The sequence below is a fragment of the Corynebacterium gottingense genome, from assembly GCF_002285125.1.
GTDB lineage: Bacteria > Actinomycetota > Actinomycetes > Mycobacteriales > Mycobacteriaceae > Corynebacterium > Corynebacterium gottingense.
On sequence record NZ_NSGN01000011.1, the window covers coordinates 20,362 to 39,705 of the forward strand.

The 19,344-nt window shown below is 69.8% G+C and carries 16 protein-coding genes, 1 tRNA gene and 1 other RNA gene; 11 read left to right on the top strand and 7 right to left on the bottom strand.

Going from position 1 to position 19,344, the window contains the following annotated elements:
* The first annotated feature begins 66 nt into the window (after positions 1-66).
* The 3 genes from CKJ82_RS10255 (at position 67) to CKJ82_RS10265 (ending at position 2,759) form a co-directional block, all read left to right on the top strand.
* Positions 67-477: a DUF3052 domain-containing protein gene (locus CKJ82_RS10255; RefSeq protein WP_095546598.1), complete on the top strand. Its 411-nt coding sequence runs from the start codon at positions 67-69 to the stop codon at positions 475-477.
* Positions 478-544: 67 nt separating this feature from the next.
* Positions 545-617: transfer RNA gene (locus tag CKJ82_RS10260), tRNA-Val, on the top strand.
* A 333-nt stretch (positions 618-950) separates the two neighbouring features.
* On the top strand, positions 951-2,759 hold the full coding sequence (locus tag CKJ82_RS10265; RefSeq protein ID WP_165765429.1) for an exonuclease domain-containing protein: 1,809 nt from the start codon (positions 951-953) through the stop codon (positions 2,757-2,759).
* On the opposite strand, the gene CKJ82_RS10270 is transcribed toward CKJ82_RS10265, so the two are convergent.
* Genes CKJ82_RS10270 through CKJ82_RS10290 form a run of 5 tightly spaced genes read right to left on the bottom strand, consistent with a single transcriptional unit; the run spans position 2,740 to position 6,707 of the window.
* Entirely contained in the window at positions 2,740-3,810 is a 1,071-nt protein-coding gene (locus CKJ82_RS10270) for an NAD(P)-dependent alcohol dehydrogenase (RefSeq protein WP_095538062.1), read from the bottom strand. The genes CKJ82_RS10265 and CKJ82_RS10270 overlap by 20 nt on opposite strands.
* 10 nt (positions 3,811-3,820) lie before the next feature.
* The gene (locus tag CKJ82_RS10275; protein WP_095538063.1) at positions 3,821-4,537 is read right to left on the bottom strand and encodes a hypothetical protein; all 717 of its coding nucleotides are present in this window, start codon (positions 4,535-4,537) and stop codon (positions 3,821-3,823) included.
* Between the two features lie 22 nt (positions 4,538-4,559).
* Positions 4,560-5,549, bottom strand: coding sequence for an SURF1 family cytochrome oxidase biogenesis protein (locus CKJ82_RS10280; protein ID WP_205691405.1), 990 nt, complete (start codon positions 5,547-5,549; stop codon positions 4,560-4,562).
* Positions 5,550-5,560: 11 nt separating this feature from the next.
* Positions 5,561-6,061, bottom strand: a complete 501-nt coding sequence (locus CKJ82_RS10285; RefSeq protein WP_276291593.1) for a low molecular weight protein-tyrosine-phosphatase — start codon at positions 6,059-6,061, stop codon at positions 5,561-5,563.
* Positions 6,048-6,707: an HAD-IA family hydrolase gene (locus CKJ82_RS10290; protein ID WP_240510759.1), complete on the bottom strand. Its 660-nt coding sequence runs from the start codon at positions 6,705-6,707 to the stop codon at positions 6,048-6,050. Before CKJ82_RS10290 ends, CKJ82_RS10285 begins: the two co-directional genes overlap by 14 nt.
* 35 nt (positions 6,708-6,742) lie before the next feature.
* On the opposite strand from CKJ82_RS10290, the gene CKJ82_RS10295 reads away from it, so the two are divergent.
* The 5 genes from CKJ82_RS10295 to CKJ82_RS10315 all read left to right on the top strand — a co-directional run bounded on the left by CKJ82_RS10295 (position 6,743) and on the right by CKJ82_RS10315 (position 11,695).
* Entirely contained in the window at positions 6,743-7,897 is a 1,155-nt protein-coding gene (locus CKJ82_RS10295; RefSeq protein ID WP_095538065.1) for a Nif3-like dinuclear metal center hexameric protein, read from the top strand.
* 18 nt (positions 7,898-7,915) lie between these two features.
* Entirely contained in the window at positions 7,916-8,638 is a 723-nt protein-coding gene (locus CKJ82_RS10300) for a zinc ribbon domain-containing protein (protein WP_095534939.1), read from the top strand.
* 8 nt (positions 8,639-8,646) lie between these two features.
* Positions 8,647-9,834, top strand: coding sequence for a bifunctional RNase H/acid phosphatase (locus CKJ82_RS10305; RefSeq protein WP_095538066.1), 1,188 nt, complete (start codon positions 8,647-8,649; stop codon positions 9,832-9,834).
* Positions 9,835-9,855: 21 nt separating this feature from the next.
* Positions 9,856-10,258: RNase P RNA component class A (gene rnpB / locus CKJ82_RS10310), an RNA gene on the top strand.
* Positions 10,259-10,297: 39 nt separating this feature from the next.
* Positions 10,298-11,695: an RNB domain-containing ribonuclease gene (locus CKJ82_RS10315; RefSeq protein ID WP_095538067.1), complete on the top strand. Its 1,398-nt coding sequence runs from the start codon at positions 10,298-10,300 to the stop codon at positions 11,693-11,695.
* Between the two features lie 9 nt (positions 11,696-11,704).
* Here the strand turns inward: CKJ82_RS10315 and CKJ82_RS10320 are convergent, their stop codons facing one another.
* Entirely contained in the window at positions 11,705-12,919 is a 1,215-nt protein-coding gene (locus CKJ82_RS10320) for a galactokinase family protein (RefSeq protein WP_095538068.1), read from the bottom strand.
* 141 nt (positions 12,920-13,060) lie between these two features.
* On the opposite strand from CKJ82_RS10320, the gene CKJ82_RS10325 reads away from it, so the two are divergent.
* Positions 13,061-13,240 carry a hypothetical protein gene (locus tag CKJ82_RS10325; protein WP_095278206.1) on the top strand — a complete coding sequence of 60 codons (180 nt, stop codon included), beginning with the start codon at positions 13,061-13,063 and terminating at the stop codon, positions 13,238-13,240.
* Positions 13,241-13,263: 23 nt separating this feature from the next.
* Here CKJ82_RS10325 and CKJ82_RS10330 read toward each other — a convergent pair whose 3' ends face one another.
* On the bottom strand, positions 13,264-14,892 hold the full coding sequence (locus tag CKJ82_RS10330; protein ID WP_095538069.1) for a CYTH and CHAD domain-containing protein: 1,629 nt from the start codon (positions 14,890-14,892) through the stop codon (positions 13,264-13,266).
* 56 nt (positions 14,893-14,948) lie between these two features.
* On the opposite strand from CKJ82_RS10330, the gene CKJ82_RS10335 reads away from it, so the two are divergent.
* Positions 14,949-16,283, top strand: a complete 1,335-nt coding sequence (locus CKJ82_RS10335; protein WP_095278201.1) for a glutamine synthetase family protein — start codon at positions 14,949-14,951, stop codon at positions 16,281-16,283.
* A gap of 1 nt (position 16,284) precedes the next feature.
* Complete coding sequence (locus CKJ82_RS10340) at positions 16,285-19,323, top strand: bifunctional [glutamine synthetase] adenylyltransferase/[glutamine synthetase]-adenylyl-L-tyrosine phosphorylase (protein WP_095538070.1); 3,039 nt, start codon at positions 16,285-16,287, stop codon at positions 19,321-19,323.
* The last annotated feature ends 21 nt before the right edge of the window (positions 19,324-19,344 follow it).

Below are 19,344 nucleotides of genomic sequence, written 5' to 3' on the forward strand. Positions count from 1 at the left end.
CCCATCACAACAGATGTAAGCTCTATTGCACTGTCGTTCATTACCAAACATGGAGGAAACAAGACTTTGGGCGCCGCAGGTGTCAACACGTACGCAGACCGCTTGGGTATTCACGCCGACGACATCGTGCAGGAGATCGGCTGGGACGAAGACGCCGATTCCTCCATCTCGGAGGCCATCGAGGACGCGGTCGGCGAACAGCTTCTGGACGAGTCCACCGACGAGCTCTGCGACGTCGTCCTGCTCTGGTTCCGCTCCGACGACGGCGACCTCGTCGACGCGCTCATGGATGCCATCCGCAACCTCGGCGACTCCGGCCGCGTCTGGCTCATGACCCCGGGCGCCTCCAAGCCCGGCGGCGTCCACCCGGGCGAGATCTCCGAGTCCGCCCAGCTCGCCGGCCTAATGCAGACCAAGGCCGACCGCTTCGGCGAATGGCAGGGCTCCTGCCTCACCCCCGCGGGCACCAAGAAGTAGCGTCGAGTCACGGCGTGACCTGCGCGTTAGGCGGCCGTGGCAAGTTCTGCTAGCCTTTACCGCTAGCGCGCCGTTAGCTCAGCTGGAAGAGCAACTGGTTTACACCCAGTAGGTCGGGGGTTCGAGCCCCTCATGGCGCACAGCCTGGAAGCCGCCTTCCGCCCCCATCCCGGGGCCGGGAGGCGGCTTTCGTCGTGCTGGCGGGGGCGAGGCGGGGGCGGTGCGGTCAGGTCCTCGGGGCGCTCAGTTTTGCAGATACCGATAGTAAGACCCCGATTTCGTTGCTTTAGTGCTGCGTTCTCGTCATGCTGGTATCGGTATCTGGCGAAGCGGGGCGCAACCGGAGCACATCAGGGCGCAACCGAGGCGCACCAGGCGCGCGCAGGCGCCCACCCGGACCACGCGCACTCCGCGCTCAGGCCGCCCACTAGCCTGGAGGGAACAGTCGCGCGACGCGGAGGAGGATGTCAGCGGTGGGCCAGGACAGCGGGTATGCGGTCATCGACCTCGAGACCACGGGGTTTGGCAAGTTCGACCGGATCGTGGAGATCGGTGTCGTCCAATTGGGGCCGGACCTGTCGGTGGAGCGGACGTGGCGGACGCTGGTGCAGCCCATGCGTGACATCCCCAACACGCACATCCACGGCATTTCCGCGACCGATGTGGTTGACGCGCCGACGTTCGACCAGGTCGCGGATGAATTGCGCGGCCTAATGCAGGGGCGCACGCCGGTTGCCCACAACGCGTCGTTTGAGAAGCGGTTCCTGCAGACCGAGCTGGCCAGGGCGGGGATGGCCAACTGGGTGCCGGAGGCGTGGGTCGATACGATGCGGCTGGCCAGGGAGCATATGGGCGTCGGTAAGCTGAGCGAAGCTCTCGCGCTGGCGAACATCACGAACAAGCGGGCGCACTCCGCGCTGGCGGACGCCGAGGCCACGGCCGAGCTGCTGCGGTACTTCTACAGCCAGCAGGCGCGGCAGGCGGGCACGCGGATTGGGCAGCTTTCGCGCGCACTGCCGTCGAGCGGCGAGCGGGGCGAGGAGACGTATCGGCGCAGGCTGGCGTACGCGCTCAAGGATAAGGAGATCACCCGCGCCGAAGCCCGCCTGCTCGAGGCCGCCGCGACCGGGTTGGCGGCGGAGGACGTCGAGGCTATCAACGAGGAGTTCACCCGGCAGCTCGTCGTCGAGGCCTGGGCCGATGGGGTGATCACCGACGATGAGCGCGCGGAGCTGCTCGCGGTCGCCGAAGCTCTGGGCGTGAACACAGCCGGCCTGCTCGAGGACCCGCAGACTGATGACGACGGCGTCGTGCTCAAGCCCGGCGACCGGGTCGCGCTCACCGGCGCGCTGGACATCCCGCGCGACGCGTGGACTGAGCGCGCCACCGCCGCGGGCCTGGACGTGGGCGGGGTGACCAAGAAGTGCGCGGTGCTCGTCGCCGCCAACCCCGACTCCATGAGCGGCAAGGCGCGCAAGGCCCGCGAGTACGGCGTGCCCATCGTGAAGGAGGCGAGGTTTGCCCAGCTCATCGCCGCAATGGGCTCAGGCGGTGCGGGGGCGATTATCGACGCTACCGCCACCGCCCCCTTCTCCTGGCTCACCCCCGAGGACACGCAACGGACGGGCGCGTCGCCGGCGCAGATCGCGGCGCTGTGGATCGCACGCAACCCCGAACGCCCGCTGTACGAGATGTCCGACCACCTCCGCCCGGAGCACCGGCCCGAGGCGACGGGCACCGGGATTGACAAGTACCTCGATGCCTGGCGCGAGCAGCACCCGCTGATGCTCAAGGCCAGCGCCGCCGACCTGCTTCAGCTGCGCGGCGTGGGGGAGAAGCGCTGCAACAAGCTCGTGGAGCTCGTCGTGGAGCTCGCCGCCGACGGCGCGCCCGAGCCGGCAGCGCCTGAAGCGCTGGTAGAGCCAGCGTCGGAGCCGCTCCCGCGCCCGGTGGCCACCCCGGTGCCGGGGAGTCCGTACGAGTACTCGGCTGCGGATGAGTTGTTTGAGGACCCGTTGGCGTCGTCAAGCACCCCGTCAAGCACGGTGACCGTGCCGGACGAGGCGCCGCTGGCGAAGAAGCGGAACGGCGCCGCGCGGGTGTGCAAGTGGTCGGCGATCACGATGGCCGTGACCGCCGTGCTGATCATCGTGCTCGGTGCCGGGCTGGGAATGCCGGGCGAGCACCCGGTCGCGATCACGGTCGCGCTCGTGTTCATGGGGGCGGCGATCAGCACGATCCTGTCCGGGATCGTCGCCGTGATTAAACTGCTGCGGAAGTAGCCCCCGCGAACGTCGCGGTGTCGATGACGAAGCGGAACTTCACGTCGCCCGCCACGACTCGCTCGTAGGCGGCGTCGACGTCGTCCACGCCGATCTTCTCAATCACCGCGCCGATGCCGTGTTCCGCGCAGAAGTCGAGCATCTCCTGGGTCTCGGCGATGCCACCGATATTGTTGCCGGTCAGGACCTTGCCGCCTCCGACCAGGCTGCCCATGTGTACGCCCAGCTGCTCCGGCGGCAGGCCGACGACGGACATGATGCCGCGCGGCTTGAGGAGCTGTAGGTAGTCATCAAGCGAGTAGTGCGCGGAGATGGTGGACAGGATCACGTCGAACTCGCCGCGGTGGTTGGCAAAGAAGTCCTCGTCCTCGCCGGTGGCCAGCACGTGGTGGGCGCCGAGCTCGTACGCCTCCTTCTCCTTGCGCAGCGAGCGCGAGATCACGGTGACCTCGGCGCCCTTCGCGGCGGCGATTTGCACGCCCATGTGGCCGAGCCCGCCGAGCCCGACGATGGCCACCTTGTCGCCTTCCTTCACGTTCCAGCGGGCGAGCGGCCCGTAGGTGGTGATGCCGGCGCAGAGGAGGGGAGCGGCGACGTTGAAATCCAGCCCATCGGGGATCGTGCACACAAACCCCTCGTTCACGACGACCTTTTCGGCGTAACCGCCCTGGGTGATCGTGCCGTCGACGTCCTCGGAGTTGTACGTGCCCACGTTGCCGTTCAGGCAGTTCTGTTCCTGGCCGTTCTTGCACTGCTCGCACTCGCCGCAGGAGTTGACCAGGCAGCCGACGCCCACGCGGTCGCCGACCTTGAACTTGGTCACCTTGCTGCCCACCGCCTCGACCACGCCCGCGATCTCGTGGCCCACGGTGAGCGGGAAGTGGGCCTCGCCCCACTCGTTGCGGATCGTGTGGATGTCGGAGTGGCAGATGCCCGCGGCCTTGATGTCAATGACCACGTCGTCTTCGCGTGGGTCGCGGCGTTCGATCTCGACGACCTTGAACGGTGCGTCGGGGCTGACTTTCTGCAGGACTTTGCTGGTGATTGTCATGTCACCAACCCTACGCGTCTGCTTCGGACTCCGCAGCCAGGACCGTGAGCAGGTTGTCAATCGCCGTGTTGCGCTCCGCCGCCCGCGCGGCCGCGGCGGTGACCGGCTGCTTCGCATCCGGGGAGGTGTGCGGCGCGGGACGGCCGTGCGCAACGCCCGCATCCGCGCCGGTCTTCGGCGTGAGGTAGATGATCGCGGTGTCGCCGTCGGCGGTGGCGAAGAGGGCTGCCTCCCCGCCCGTCGGCAGCGCTGCGGCGATGAGGTCGGGGACCAGCCCGCGCGACCCGTTCACGCGGTCCGGCTCCCAGCCACCGCTCGTCAGGTCGTAGGAGACGTCGACCACGTCCCACTCGCCGAACTGGAGGCGCAGCGTGCCGGCGGTGGCGGAGCCCGGGTCGGGCACGACGGCGACGTCGCGTAGGTCCGTGCCGGCGGGGTCGCAGATCGCGTGCACGTAGGCCGGCAGCTGCGCGTGCGTGGTGGGGATGCGGGGACCGTCGAGGCCGTCGGAGAAGGTGACGGAGGCGAAGAAGGGGTGTGCGTCGGCGTCGATAAGCGAGAGCACCGTTGTCGCGGGGGCGACGCGGAAGCCCTCGAGGTCGTCGCAGACGCCGTCCTCAACGTCGGCGATCTCGATGCCGGGGGCGAGCGTAAGCCCGGCGCGGCGGAAAAGGTCCAGGTGGGCGGCGAGAATGTCGTGGTCGGTGACGGTCAGTTGCGGTGGCATCGGGATCCTTCCTGCGCCGGGGTCAGCGTTCCTCCTGCCTATCGTAGGCGCGCTGCCACGGGTTGCGCCGACCGTCGCCGTAGCGTGCCCGCGACCGCGCGGGGGCCGGGGGCATTGGGGCATGCTTTTCGACGCCACCCTGACCCTCCCCATCCGCAGACTCGGGGTCGGGCCCGGGGCCGGAGGCGGGGGCGTCGAGAAGCATTTGCTCCTGCTCCTCGCGGAAGCGGCGGCGCTCGCGGGTCTCGGCGACGATGAAGTAGATGAGGCCCGCCGGCGCCATGATGCCGAACGCGATCCACTGCAGGCCGTAGGAGAGGTGGTTGCCGGTCTCGAGCACAGGCAGCGGGATGGCGGTGAGCTCGCCGGGCTGGCCGGAGAGCAGCTGCAGGTAGGGGGCGACCGGCTCGGTGCCGGTGAGCTCGCCGACCTGGGCGGGGGCGATGGAGTAGACCATGTCGTAGCCCTGGTCCTGCATCGGCGCCTTGGAGTGCGTGGGCTCGCCCGCCAGGAGCATGGCTTCCAGCGTGACGTCGCCGGTGGGGGCGGGCGCGATGTCGGGCACCTGGGTGGAATTCTCGGCGGGGACCCACCCGCGGTTGATCAGGATGGTGGGGCCGTTGTCCAGCGCGAAGGGAGTGAGGACCTGGAAGGCGGGGTTGCGGTCCACGGGGCGCAGGCGCAGCAGCACGGTGCGGTCCAGGTAGTGGCCGGTGGCGGTGACGCGGGCCCACTCGCTGTCCTGGCTGATGGTGCCGTCCGCGCCGAGCAGGTTAGAAAGCGGGACCGGGTCGTGGTCGAACGCTTCGCTGATGTGCTCGTTGCGCTGCTCCAGCGCCTCGTTCTTCCCCAGCTGCCAGGGGGCGAGGAAGGTGAACGCGTAGTAGGAGAACAAGGCGATCAGGATCGCGGCGATGATCCAGCCCGGGGTGAGAAAGGTTTTCCACCACCGCTTCTCGGCGGTTCCGCGCGTGCCGTCTCGCTTCTGTTCTCGTTCCTGTTCGCCCTTCACGCTGGCCTAGTTTAGTCGGTGCGGGGCTGGGACTGAACCCGGTCGCGGACCCAGGCGACGATGCCGTCGGCGGCGGCCTCGATCTGCTCGCGCGTGGTGGTAAAGCCGGCCGGGCCGCCGTAGTAGGGGTCGGCGACCCCGGCGCCCTCGGGCGCGGCGGGGTCGAACGAGCGGATCAGGCGCACGCGCTGCTCCGGTACGCCGCGCGCGACGAGCTCGGAGACGTGGTTGGTATCCAGGGCGACGATGAGGTCGGCGTCGAAGCGGTCGCCGCCGAACTGCGCGGCCCTGTGCTGCGAGCCGTCGTAGCCGTGTGCGGCGAGCTCGGCTTGCGCGCGCTCGTCGGCCGGGCCACCGACGTGCCAGCCGCCGATGCCGGAGGAAGTGACGCGGACATCGCCACCCAGTCCCGCTGCGGTGAGCGCGTCGCGCACGATGACCTCGGCCATCGGCGAGCGGCAGATGTTGCCGGTGCAGACGAAGTCGATGTGCAAGGGGTTAGCAGTACTCACGGACAATGTCCTCCAGTTCAGTCGACGTGTGCGCCACGTAGGTGGCCTGTTCCCATTCTTCTTTGGCGCCGTAGCCCCAGGTCACGGCGATGGACGGCAGGCCGAACTCGGCCGCGCCGGCGAAGTCGTGGGTCCGGTCGCCCACCATCACCGGGTGGTACGGGTCCGCGTTGCCCAGCACATGTTGGATGACCTCGATCTTCGTGCTGCGCCCGGCGTCCCAGTTCGCCGCGCCGAGGAAGTCGATGTGCTCAAGCACCCCCGCGCGCTCCAGCGCCAGCCGCGCGAAGTGCTCGCTTTTCGACGTCGCCGTGCACACCTTCCACCCCTCGTCCTTCCACCGGGCGATGAGCTCCGCCATGCCGTCGAAGACGGTGAAGCGCTGCCAGCCCTCGCTGCTCATGTAGTCGGAGTACGCCTGCATGGCACGCTCGACCTGGTCGGGTCCCAGGCCCGCTGCCGCCATGGAGTCGCGCATCGGCGGACCGGGGATGCGGCGGATGAAGTCCTCGGCGGGGCGCGTCGCGCCCACCGCGTCGAGCCCGCGGAGGAATCCTTCGCGGATGCCGGGATAGGAATCGATGATGGTGCCGTCCACGTCAAGCAGGATGGTGTCCTGCCCGCCGCTGTTTGCTGTATCAATCACGGACCCCAGCATGGCAAATTTGTAGGCTTGGTGCCATGACTGTTGTAGCTGATGTTGTCCGCGCCCTGGAGACTGCCTACCCGCCGCAGCTGGCCGAGAGCTGGGACAAGGTGGGCCTGGTCTGCGGGGACCCGGACGCGGAGGTGTCCAAGGTGGCCTTCGCCCTCGACTGCACGCTGGAGGTCGCGCAGGCCGCGGTGGACGCGGGCGCGCAACTCCTCGTGGTCCACCACCCGCTGCTGCTGCGCGGGGTGAGCTCGGTGGCGGCGAACACCCCGAAGGGCAAGGTGGTCCACACCCTGATCGCGGGCGGATGCGCCCTGTTCGCCGCGCACACGAATGCGGATTCCGCCCGGCCTGGCGTGTCCGATAAGCTCGCCGAGCTGGTGGGCATCACCCCGGGCCGCCCGATTAAGCCCATCTTCCTCGACGGCACCGACCACTGGGGCGTCCACGTGCCGCCCGCCGATGCCGACGACGTCAAGCGCGCACTGTTCGGCGCCGGCGCCGGCGCGATTGGCAACTACCGCGAGTGCGCGTTCAGCCACGACGGCACCGGCGAGTTCACCCCCGTCGAGGGCGCCGACCCCACCGACGGCGAGGTGGGCGCACACTTCACCGCGCCCGAGGTCCGCGTCGAGTTCGTCGCCGCCACGCGCCTGCGCGCCTCGCTTATCGACGCCCTCCGCGCCTCCCACCCCTACGAGGAACCCGCCTTCGACGTGGTCCAGATGTCGCAGCCCGCAGGCACGCGTGAGCTGGAGCACGCCTACGGGCTCGGCCGCGTGGGCGAGCTGCCCGAGCCGATGACGCTGCGCGAGTTCACGCAGCAGGTGGCCGACGCGCTGCCGGAAACGGTGTGGGGCGTGCGCGCTGCGGGGGACCCGGACCTGCTGGTGCACCGCGTCGCGGTGTCCTCGGGGGCGGGGGATGGGTTCCTCGGTGACGTCGCAAAGCTTGGCGTTGACGTATACGTGACCTCGGACCTGCGGCACCACCCGGTGGACGAACACCTGCGCGCGGGCGGGCCCGCCGTGATTGATACGGCGCACTGGGCGAGCGAGTTTCCGTGGACGGAGCAGGCGGCGAGTATCGTTGAGCCGCTAGGCGTGCAGACGCAGGTGCTGGACATCCGCACCGACCCGTGGACCGTGTCTGCACACCCCGGACACCCCGGGGCAGAGAAGTAGAACAAGGGAGGAGTAACCGTGAAGCTTTCCGCAGAGGAGCAGCCGATCCTGTTGGAGCTGGCCAAGGCGGACCGCGTGGCCGCGCACCCGGACTCGGCGCGGCCGGAGGAGCAGGAGCTGGAGAGGCTGCTCAAGGAGCGCAAGGACCTGCAGGCCGCGTCGGCCGCCGCGCAGATGGCCGTGGACGACATGGAGCTGGAGATCCTGCGCATCCAGGAGGACGAGCGCAAGCTGAAGAAGCGCGAGATTGATGACAAGCGCCAGCTCGGCGCCGAGACCAACCCGGAGCGCCGCAAGGACCTGGAGCACGACCGCTACGCGGCGAAGTCGCGCATCGCGGACCTGCTCTCCGAGCTCAAGGAGGCGCACAACGAGATCGCCGCGCTGCGCAACAACCGCGACAACCACGGCGCGCGCCTGGACGAGGCGGACCGCAAGGTGGAGGCCGCCCGCCGCGCCGTTGAGGCGCTGCCGGACCGCGAGCAGGTGGACACCGCCGCGCTGCGCCACAAGCTCCCCGACGACGTCCTCGAGGTCTACGACGAAATGGGCGCCGCCGCGTTCAACGGCCGCACCTGCAACGCCTGCTTCATCCAGCTGCCCGCCTCCGAGCGCGCCGCAGTGATGGGCACGCCCGCCGACGAGGTCCCCGCCTGCCCGAATTGCGGCGCCCTGCTCGTGCGCGTGCGCCTCACCCCGGACGAGGCTGCGGCCCGCACCGGACTGACCATCGAGGAGTAGGGGAGCCGATGAAGGTCAGCGTCTTTACTGACGGCGGCTCGCGCGGCAATCCCGGCGTGGCCGGCTCCGGCGCCGTTGTCTACGGCGAGGGCGGGGAGACCCTCGCCGAGATCGTCTACGTGGTGGGCGCGAAGTCCTCCAACAACGTCGCCGAGTACCACGGCCTGCTGCGCGGCCTCGAGGCCGCCGCCGAGCTGGGAGCCACCGAGGTGGCGGTGTCCATGGACTCCAAGCTGGTTGTCGAGCAGATGAACGGCCGCTGGAAGATCAAGCACCCTGACATGCAGAAGCTCGCCGTCAAGGCCCGCAAGCTCGCCGGCGGCTTCGACCGCGTCACCTACACCTGGGTGCCGCGCGCGAAGAACAAGAAGGCCGACGAGCTGTCCAACAAGGCGATGGACGCCGCCACGAAGGACGGCACGCCCCGCATCGTGGAGGAAGCAAGCCTGCACAGCGGGCCGCCCGCCCGCGCCACCGCCACCCCCAAGGCGCCGAAAACCCGCGCCGCTTCCGCCACCGCGGCCGCCGGCCATCCCGGCGCGCTGGTCTACGGCAACAGCGGCGCAACCCGCACGCGCTTCATCCTGCTGCGCCACGGGCAGACCGCGCACTCCGCGGAGCACCGCCTCTCCGGCACCTCCAACCCGGAGCTGACCGAGCTGGGCCGGGCGCAGGCGCGCCGGGCCGCCGGGGCGCTCACCGCGCTGGCGCAGGAGTCACAGTTTGGGCCCATCGACGCGATTGTCGCCTCGCCGCAAGCGCGCGCCCAGCAGACCGCGGAAGCTGCGGCCGACGCGCTCGGGTTCGACGCGTTTGCAACCAACGACGGATTCCGGGAGATCAACTTCGGCGACTTCGAGGGGCTGACGAGGGACGAGGCCCGGGGGAAGTTTCCGCAGGAGTTTGGGGAATGGGAGGCGTCGGTAAGCAAGGCCCCGCCGCGGGGCGAATCGCTCGCCGCGCTGCACCGACGGGTGACCCGCGCGCGGCTGAAGCTGCAGGAGGAGCGCGCCGGGCAGACCATCCTGGTGGTCAGCCACATGATGCCGATCAAGAGCGTGATCCGGCAGGGGCTCGGCGCCGGGGCGGAGGTGTTCAAGCACACCTACCTGGACCTGGCCAGCGTGTCCGTGGTGGATTTCTACGACGATTTTGGTGTCGTACGCTGCGTCAACGATGTCGCGCACCACAGGTAAGGTACAATAACCGATTGCGAATGAGTCGGCCGGGTGACCGCGGCCGCCCGAACCGCCGCGCATGCGGGCTGGCGGGTGGCCGAGGAAAGTCCGGACTCCACAGGGCACGGTGGTTGCTAACGGCAACCCGGAGTGATCCGCGGGAAAGTGCAACAGAAAGTAGACCGCCTCGCGCTTGTCGCGGGGTAAGGGTGAAAGGGTGCGGTAAGAGCGCACCGGCGCCGGTGGTGACATCGGCGGCCAGGTAAACCCCATCGGGAGCAAGGCAAGAACCGCTGCGCGTGCGCAGGGGTCGTTGGACGCGATGAGGCTGCCCGCCCATGTTCGAAGGTAGCTGCTTGAGGCGCCCAGCGATGGGTGGCCCAGATGGATGGTCACCGCCCCGTCCGGGGCACAGAATCCGGCTCATAGGCCGGCTCATTCGCACTGCGCGCTCCCGCAGACTCTGGCACGATGGCGGGGTATGAAACTGTATGCCGCGCCGCTGAACTTTCGCGCTATCGCGAGCGAATTTTCCGTCCCCACCGACTTCCCTCCGCAGGTGCTCGAGGAAGCGACGCAGCTCACCGATCGGTTCGCCGGGCAGCGTATCGACGCCCGCTCGATCCCCCTTGTCACCATCGACCCAGTCGGCTCCCGCGACCTGGACCAGGCGGTGCACATTGCCGAGCGCGGCGAGGGAGGAGGCGGCGGCTACACCGTCACGTACGCGATCGCGGACGTCGCCGCCTTTGTGGAGCCGGGCGAGGCGGTGAAGGACGAGTCGCTGCAGCGCGGCCAGACCATCTACCTTCCCGACGAGCCGGCACGCCTGCACCCGCCGAGCCTGAGCGAGGGGTCCGCCTCACTGCTGCCGGACGTGGACCGGCCGGCGGTGTTGTGGACGTTCGAGCTGGACCAGGACGGCGAGGTGGACAGCGCTCACGTCGAGCGCGCCCTGGTGCGCTCGGTGGCCCGGCTGGACTACGACGGGGTGCACGAGGACTTCGCGCGGGGGGAGCCGCACGCGTCGATACGCTTGCTCCCCGAGGTCGGCCAGCTGCGGCAGCGCAGCTCGCTGCGGCGCGAGGCGATCAACCTGCGGCTGCCCAGCGTGCGCGTGGTCGGCGAGGGCGGGACCTTCGAGCTGGTCATCGAGCCGCGCCACCCCGTCATGGACTACAACTCGGAGATCTCCCTGCTCACCGGCATGGTGGCGGGCAGGATGATGGTGGAGGCTGGCGTCGGGTTCCTGCGCACGCTCGGGCCCGCGACCGGTGAGGCAGAGGCCGAGTTCCGGCGCGAGGCGTCGAACCTGGGCTACGAGGTCGGCGGCAACATCGGCGAGTTCCTCGCCGGGATCGACGCGGACACCCCGCGCGGGATGGCCATGATGCGCGAGGCACAGAAGCTGCTGCGCGGCGCGGGCTACGTGGACCTGTCGGAGAAGGAGCCGGAGGTACACGCGGGCATCGGCGGCTACTACAGTCACGTCACCGCGCCGCTGCGCCGACTGGTCGACCGCTACGCCACCGAAGTCTGCCTGGCTATCTGCGCGGGCACGGAGGTGCCGGAGTGGGTGCGCGAGGACGCACCAAGGGTGATGAAGACGATGGGGCGGACGTCCCAGCTGGCCAACACCGTGGACAAGGCGTGCCTGAACCTTACCGAGGCGACCGTGCTCGAGCCGTGGGTCGGCCACAACTTCGAGGGCGTGACGCTCACGGTCAACGAGGAGGACCGCGCCCGCATCTTCATCGCGGACCCGCCGGTGCTCGCGCCGTCCGTCGGCGCGCCGGGGGAGGGCACGGAGACGAAGTTTTCGCTCGTGCTTGCCGACGCCACCGCGCGCGAAGTCTCCTTCGCCTGGCCCGCCGACTAGGCCTGCTGACTAGGACGCAGGGGCGTCCTCGAGGCGCGCGGTGGCGCCCGGCGTGATCTCGACGACGTCGAACTGCTCGGCCATGCGGCGGGCGAACTCGTCCGCGTCCCGGCGCGGCACGAGCGCGAGCACCGCCCTGGAGGTGCCGGTGGCCGCGGGCCGTGCCGCGAGCGCGCCTCGCTCGCGGCACAGGGCCACGAGCTCGGCGGGGACATTGAGCCCGCGCAGCTCGGTCGGCGAGTTCACCAGCGCGAACAGGTCGTTGGTGTGGCGAGAGCGCAGCGCCCTGGCTACGGCCATGCTGCGCAGCGTCTCCGCCTCGCAGAAGTGGACCCACGCCCGTGCCGTCTCCGGCGCCGGCGCGGTTGCGTCGCCGACGGTGTGGCGCGCCTGGACCCACTCGACGACGCGCTCGATGGCGTCGGGCAGCTTGCGCAGCGAGTGGACGCCGAAGTTGGCGCACGCCGCGCTGATGAACGCGCGGTGCGTGGCGATGCCCTCCACCTGGCCCGCGTCCGCCTCACCGAACGTCTCCGCGACGGAGAAGATGCGCACGCCCTCGCGGGTTGGGTGCGGCGCCTCGGTGAGCGAGCCGTCCGCGTAATCGATCACGGCGATGCCGTTGCCGGTGGCGCGCAGGGCCGCGGTGTGGCGGGAGCGCAGGCCGTTGAGCGACGAGTACGTCTCCACCGCGTGGGCGGCGATGTCGGCGAGGCGGGCGCGGAAGGGCGCGTCGTTGATGTCGCTGTGCCCGGCGGCGAGGGCGAGGCACAGGGCCGAGTCCGCGGCCCACAGCGCCCCAAGCCCGGCGCCGAGTGGGATGTCTGAGACAATCGTCACGTCCAGGCCCGCCGTGTCGCGCGAGAGCACCTGCCGCTGGATCAGCTGGTGGACCAGACCGGCCCACCGCTTGCCCAGGGGGTGGTCGGCGCCGTCGGGGTCGCCGAGCGGGGCGGTGGCCAGGACCGGCTCCGAGCCCGGCGCGGAGGCCGCGAAGCGGAGCTTATGGTCGTCGCGCGGGCTCACCGCCACCGAGGCGCGCAGCCCGCCGAGCCCGATGAGCGTGGCGCCGCCGAAGTGGTCCACGTTTTCCCCGGCGAGGATCCACGTCGCCGGGGCGGATGCGACGTGTGCCGGCTGCGCGCCCACGCGCCGTTCGTGCTCCTTGCGAGCGCGTTCCACCAGGCCGGATGGTTGGGCGTCGGGGGCAGGCCACAAAGACATAAAGCGTTCTCCACTCTGCGCAAAGGGGGATTGGTACGAGGAAACTCCAGACTACCAACCGCCGTCGGCGGGTATGGTGGGCCAAAATGTCCACCGTTCGCGGCCCACCGCGAACCCCCGGAATACACGAAGGAGCCGACCATGGCAGACGAAAAGTTCTACTTCAACCCGTCCACCGGCGAGGTCACCCAGGGCAAGGTTGCGTCCTGGGACAACCGCATGGGCCCGTACGACACCCGCGAGGAGGCGGAGCGCGCGCTGGAGACCGCGGCGCAGCGCAACCAGGTCGCCGACGACCAGGACGAGGCCTGGGAGGACTAGGACGCGAGCCCCGCCCCCCGGCTCTACACCTGCTTGAATGCCTTCTTGATGTCCTTGATCGCCTTCGAGTAGTCCTCGAGCGCTGCGCGCCCGATCTCCAGTTCTCGCTGGTAGAGGATGCCGTACGCGAAGGTATCCTCGCCGCGGTCGCGCGCCGCCCGGGCGAGGCGCTCGATGTGCTCGCGCGCGGTCACCGCGTCCTGGAAATCGCCGAGGATGGTCTGCAGCCGCTTGCACGCCTTGGCCAGCGGCCCCGTCTTCAGGCCCGCGTCCTTGGCGGCCACCGCGGCGTAGCGCAGCTTCTTCGCCGTCTTGCGCACGTCGTGCACGTACGACTCGCGCTGCAGCAGCGGCAGGGAGGTGTCGCCGTAGTATTTTTCCACCTTTGCGTTGCGCTTCTTCAGCTTCTTGTACGCCGCCCGCAGGTGCGCGTAGAGCACCGCGTCGGCGGGCTCCTCGGGCTCATGCTTGTCCGCGCCACCCTCATCCTCATCAACCTCACCGGGGAGGTGGGGCGTGAGGGCGTCGTGAAGCAGCGCGTCGACCTCGGCGAGCAGGGCGGTGAAGCGCTCCGAGTCGAACATGTCGACGATGTCGGCGTGGGCCTCCTCGTAGACGCCGCGCATGTCGCGATTGATGTGGGCGGCGGTGATCACGTCGATCTTGTCGGACTGGTCGCTGGCCAGCAGGTCGTGGAAGCGCTGCTCGACTACTTCGGCGTCGCGGGCCATGCCGAGGACCGCCGCGGCGTGCTTGAGCTCCGCCTCGAGGTGGGCGAGGTCGCCGGCGGTAATCACGCCGTCGAAAGTCTCCAGCAGGGAGCGCAGCTCGCGGGTGGCTACGCGCATCTGGTGGACCGAGTCGTATTCGTCGGCGCGCACGCGCGGCTCCCAGCTCATGATGGCGTCGCGCTTGTCGCGCAGGGAGGCGTACACCGCGTCGGCGGCCGCGTCGCCGGTGCCCGCGGACGGCAGGGGCGCGTTGTTGAAGCTGTCGCCAAGCGCCGTGGCCAGCTTGGACGGCGAGTCAGCGCGGCGGGCGCCCGCGGCCAGCATGGCCTCGGTGGCGCGGCTGAGCAGGCGCTCGCCGGCGGGGGTGCCGGCGATGGCGTCGGTGAGCTCAAGCTCCCATTCGCGCCACTCGGAGGCCGTGCCGCCGGGCAGGTAGGACTCGGCGGAGACGTGGTCGTCGCAGAACTCCGCCACCGCGAGCGAGTCGGCCGGGTCCGGGTAGCGCACGCCGATCACGGTTTCCACGCGTCGGTTGTCCACGCGCGCGATCGGCTTCAGCGGCGGGTGGACGGGGCCGAGGACGTCGCGCACCGCGTCCAGCAGCGGCTCGGGGACGGTGTCTGCGTCGCTGTTCGTGCCGGTGCCGTCCGACAGCGGGTGTTGCAGCTCGCGGCGCCCGCCGGACTCGCCGGGCAGCTTGACGTGCCAGCCGGCGTCCTTGCCGCCGGTGCGGCGGCGCAGGGTGATCTTGGAGCGCGTCAGGCGCAGGTCCGCGGTATCGAAGTAGATGGCGGAAAGTTCGTGGGTGGTGGTGGAGATGGGGGACAGTGTGGCGTCGATAAGCGAAAGCTTCGGTGGCTTAGTCTCGGCGTCGACGGCGAGCTTGACCTCGAGTTCCAGAAATTCCTGTGGTTGTGGCATGCGTTCCTCTCCTCACTTCGGCTGGCATAGAGTCTAGCCCGGCTACAGTGGGCCGTATGAACACTCAACAGGAAGAGGTCCTGCGCAAGGTAGAGCAGCAGGACATCGCGTTTCTGCGGCTCTGGTTCACCGACATCTTCGGCTCGCTGAAGACGGTCATGATGTCTCCCGCGGAGCTGGAATCCGCGTTTGAGGAGGGCGCGGGGTTCGACGGTTCCTCCATCGAGGGCTTCACCCGCATCTCCGAGTCCGACACGCTGCTGAAGCCGGACCCGTCGACCTACCAGGCGCTGCCGTTCGACGAGGACTCCGGGCTGCAGACCGCGCGCATGTTCTGCGACATCACCATGCCGGACGGCGACCCGCTCTACGCGGACCCGCGGCAGGTGCTGCGCCGCCAGATCCAGAACGCCCGCGACATGGGCTTTGAGTTCCTGGCCAGCCCCGAGATCGAGTTCTACGTGGTCAAGCCCTTCGAACCGGGCGAGCATCCGCGGCCGGCCGACAAGGGCGGCTACTTCGACCAGGCCAAGCGCAACGAGGCGCCGAAGCTGCGCCGGCAGGCGATCAGCGCCCTGGAGTACATGGGCATCGTCACCGAGTTTTCGCACCACGAGGCCAGCGCCGGCCAGCAGGAGATCGACCTGCGCCACACCGACGCGCTGACCATGGCGGACAACGTGGTGACGTTCCGCTACATCGTGAAGACGGTCGCCGAAGCCAACGGCGTGCACGCCACGTTTATGCCCAAGCCGTTCCGGGACATGGACGGCTCCGCCATGCACACGCACTTCTCCCTGTTCGAGGGCGACGAGAACGCCTTCCACGACCCGGACGATGAGATCAGCCTGTCGCGCACCGGCCGCCAGTTCATCGCTGGCATCATCGAGCACGCCAACGAGATCTCCGCCCTGACCAACCAGTACGTCAATTCCTACAAGCGCCTCCAGTTCGGCTCCGAGGCGCCCACCGCCGCGACCTGGGGCGTGTCCAACCGCTCCGCGATGGTCCGCGTGCCCACCTACCGGCTGCACAAGGCGGAGTCGCGCCGCGTGGAGGTCCGCTCGTTGGACTCCGCCGCGAACCCCTACCTGGCCTACGCGGCGGTCCTGGCCGCCGGCCTGCGCGGGATCGAGCAGGGCTACGAGTTGGACGAGCCCGCCCGCGACGACGTCTTCTCGCTCACCCGCCGCGAGCGCCGCGCGATGGGCTACCGCGACCTGCCCAACTCGCTCGACCAGGCGCTGCGCTACCTCGAGCAGTCCGAGTTCATGGCCGAGGTGCTCGGCGAGCAGGTCTTCGAGTACTTCCTGCGCGCCAAGTGGGACGAGTGGCACGACTACACCTGCCAGGTCACCCCGTGGGAGCTGGAGAGCGGGATGGACCTTTAATATGGCGCTTCCCACCCCAGCAAAACTCGGCCTCGTCTCGCCGCGCGCCGCGGAGGACATCGAGGAGCTTTCGCTTGTCGACGCCCCCTCGCTCTGGACCCTCGCCGGTACCGGTGACCCCGACCTGGCCCTGAACAACACGCACCGTTTCGCCGGGGCGCTGCAGGAGCACGCGCCGGGCGAGTGGGCCGAGGTGCGCGACCAGCTGGCGGCCGATCCGGCGTTTTGCACGCGCTTCTTCGCGCTGCTCGGCGGCTCGACGGCGCTGGCGGACCACCTCGTGGCCAACCCGGGGCAGTGGCGCGCGCTGGCGGGCGAGTTGCCCACCGCCGAGGAGATGCGTGAGGCGATGCTCGCCGCCGTGGACGCCGCGCCGATCGCGGAGGCGACGTACCGCGCCGGCGCGCGCTTCGACGACAAGCACGCCGCGAAGGAGGCGCTGCGCGACGCGTACCGCACGCTCATGATGCGGGTCGCTGCCGCGGACCTGGCGGGCACGTTCGCCCCGGTGAAAGGCCACGGCGGGACGGAACCGCTCGGCTACACCCGCACCACCGAGACGCTGACCGCGCTTGCCGACGCCGCGCTGACCGCCGCCCTCGCCGTCGCCGTCCGCCACGTCTACGGCGACGAGGAACCGGACACGCGGCTCGCCGTCGTCGCCATGGGCAAGTGCGGCGCCCGCGAGCTGAACTACATCTCCGACGTGGACGTCATCTTCGTCGCCGACGACGCCACCGCCAAGGCGACCCGCACCGCCAGCGAGTTCATGCAGCTGGGCACCGCCTGCTTCTTCGAGGTGGACGGCAACCTGCGCCCCGAGGGCAAGGCCGGCGCGCTGGTGCGCACCCTGGACAGCCACGTGGCGTACTACAAGCGGTGGGCCGAGACGTGGGAGTTCCAGGCCCTGCTCAAGGCGCGGCCGCTGACGGGGTCGCTGGAGTTGGGGCAGTGCTACGTCGATACGCTTGCTCCGCTCGTGTGGGAGGCCTCCCAGCGCGAATCCTTCGTGGAGGATGTGCAGGCGATGCGGCGGCGCGTGCTGGCCAACGTGCCCGAGTCGCTGCGGCAGCGCGAGCTGAAGCTGGGGGAGGGAGGCCTGCGCGACGTGGAGTTCGCCGTGCAGCTGCTGCAGCTTGTGCACGGGCGCATCGACGCCGACCTGCGCAACCCCAACACGGTCGCGGCGCTCGAATCGCTTCGCGACGGCGGCTACGTCGGCCGCGAAGACACGAGCAAACTCATCCGCGCCTATGAGTTCCTCCGACTCCTGGAGCACCGCCTGCAGCTGCAGCGCTTCAAGCGGACCCACCAGCTGCCCGACGCGGACGACGAGAAGCGGCTGCGCTGGCTCGCCCGCGCCGCCGGGTTCCAGGCCACCGCGCGCCGCACCGCGGTCGAGGAGATGCAGCGGGCGCTGTCGCAGCTGCGCCAGGTGGTGTCCAACCTGCATGAGCGCCTCTTCTACCGCCCGCTGCTGGAGGCCGTCGTGGACCTGTCCATCGGCGAGGCGACCTTCTCCGCCGACGCGGTCAAGGCGCAGCTGGCCGCGCTGGGCTACCGCCACCCCGCCCGCGCCTACGACCACCTCAACGCGCTGGTCAAGGGCACCTCGCGCAAGGCGAAGCTGCAGGCGATCCTCCTGCCCACGCTCATGCACTGGCTCGCCGGCACCGCCGACCCGGGCGCGGGCCTGCTCAACTACCGCAAACTGTCGGACGCCGCGCTGGATCGCAGCTGGTTTCTGCGCATGCTTCGCGACGAAAGCGTCGTCGGCATGCGCCTCATGCACATCCTGGGCAACTCGCCGTACACCTCCGACCTCATCATCTCCGCCCCCGACGTGGTCAAGCTCCTCGGCGACGGCTCCAGCGGGCCGCGCCTGCTCGAGCCCGCGCCGGACCAGGTGTACAAGGCGATCATCAACTCCGCCAACCGGCACCGCGGCAACCCCGACAAGGCCGTCGCGGTGGCGCGCTCCCTGCGCCGCGCGGAGCTGGCACGCATCGCGTCTGCGGACCTGCTGGGCCTGATGGAGGTGCGCCAGGTGTGCACCGAGCTGACCATCGTGTGGGAGGCGGTGCTGCAGGCGGCGCTGGAATCTGAAATCTACGCCGACCTGCAGGACCAGGAGTTGGCCGAGCAGCCGGCGCGCATCGCTTTCATCGGCATGGGCCGCCTCGGCGGCGCGGAGCTTGGCTACGGCTCCGACGCCGACGTCATGGTGGTTGCTGAGCCCGTGGGGGAGACCTCGGAGTCCGACGCCACCGCGTGGGCGGCACGCATTGTGGACCAGATGCGCAAGCGCCTGGCCAAGCCGTCCGGCGACCCGCCGCTTGAGGTGGACCTGGGGCTGCGGCCCGAGGGACGCTCCGGCGCCGTCGCGCGCACGATCGCCTCCTACGAGCGCTACTACCGCGAGTGGGGCGAGGTATGGGAAAAGCAGGCGCTGCTGCGCGCCACCGGAGTGGCCGGCCACGCGCCGCTCGGCGAGCAATTCCTGCGCATGATTGACCAGTTCCGCTACCCCAAGGGCGGGGCGAGCAGGGCCGACATCCGCGAGATCCGCCGCATCAAAGCCCGCGTGGACAACGAGCGCCTCCCGCGCGGCGCCGACCGCGCCACCCACACCAAGCTGGGGCGCGGGGCGCTTGCCGACGTCGAGTGGACCGTCCAGCTCCTCACCATGATGCACGCCCACGAGCACCAGGGGCTCCACACCACGTCCACCCTGGACGCGCTGGACTTCCTCGCGGAGTTAGACGACCCGGAGGTGCTGGCCGCGTCGAAGGCGGAGATCCTCCGGACCGCCTGGCTCACGGCCACGCGCGCCCGCAGCGCGCTCGTGCTGGTCGCGGGCAAGCGCACCGACCAGCTGCCCGCGCCGGGGCCGCACCTGGCGCAGGTAGCGGGCTCCGCCGGCTACGACCCGGACGACCAGCAGCAGTTCTTGGAGGACTACCTGCGCATTACCCGCCGGGCTCACCAGGTGATTGAAGAGGTGTTCTGGGGAGAAAAGCCCACCCGCGAGTTTGATTAGCGCCGTATCCCGCTCGCGCCC

Bases quoted from the DNA above. Each gene is read 5' to 3' on its own strand.
- CKJ82_RS10270 (WP_095538062.1), bottom strand. From the start codon at position 3,810: ATGACAATCACCAGCAAAGTCCTGCAGAAAGTCAGCCCCGACGCACCG.
- CKJ82_RS10275 (WP_095538063.1), bottom strand. From the start codon at position 4,537: ATGCCACCGCAACTGACCGTCACCGACCACGACATTCTCGCCGCCCAC.
- CKJ82_RS10295 (WP_095538065.1), top strand. From the start codon at position 6,743: ATGACTGTTGTAGCTGATGTTGTCCGCGCCCTGGAGACTGCCTACCCG.
- CKJ82_RS10305 (WP_095538066.1), top strand. From the start codon at position 8,647: ATGAAGGTCAGCGTCTTTACTGACGGCGGCTCGCGCGGCAATCCCGGC.
- CKJ82_RS10315 (WP_095538067.1), top strand. From the start codon at position 10,298: ATGAAACTGTATGCCGCGCCGCTGAACTTTCGCGCTATCGCGAGCGAA.
- CKJ82_RS10320 (WP_095538068.1), bottom strand. From the start codon at position 12,919: ATGTCTTTGTGGCCTGCCCCCGACGCCCAACCATCCGGCCTGGTGGAA.
- CKJ82_RS10325 (WP_095278206.1), top strand. From the start codon at position 13,061: ATGGCAGACGAAAAGTTCTACTTCAACCCGTCCACCGGCGAGGTCACC.
- CKJ82_RS10330 (WP_095538069.1), bottom strand. From the start codon at position 14,892: ATGCCACAACCACAGGAATTTCTGGAACTCGAGGTCAAGCTCGCCGTC.
- CKJ82_RS10335 (WP_095278201.1), top strand. From the start codon at position 14,949: ATGAACACTCAACAGGAAGAGGTCCTGCGCAAGGTAGAGCAGCAGGAC.
- CKJ82_RS10340 (WP_095538070.1), top strand. From the start codon at position 16,285: ATGGCGCTTCCCACCCCAGCAAAACTCGGCCTCGTCTCGCCGCGCGCC.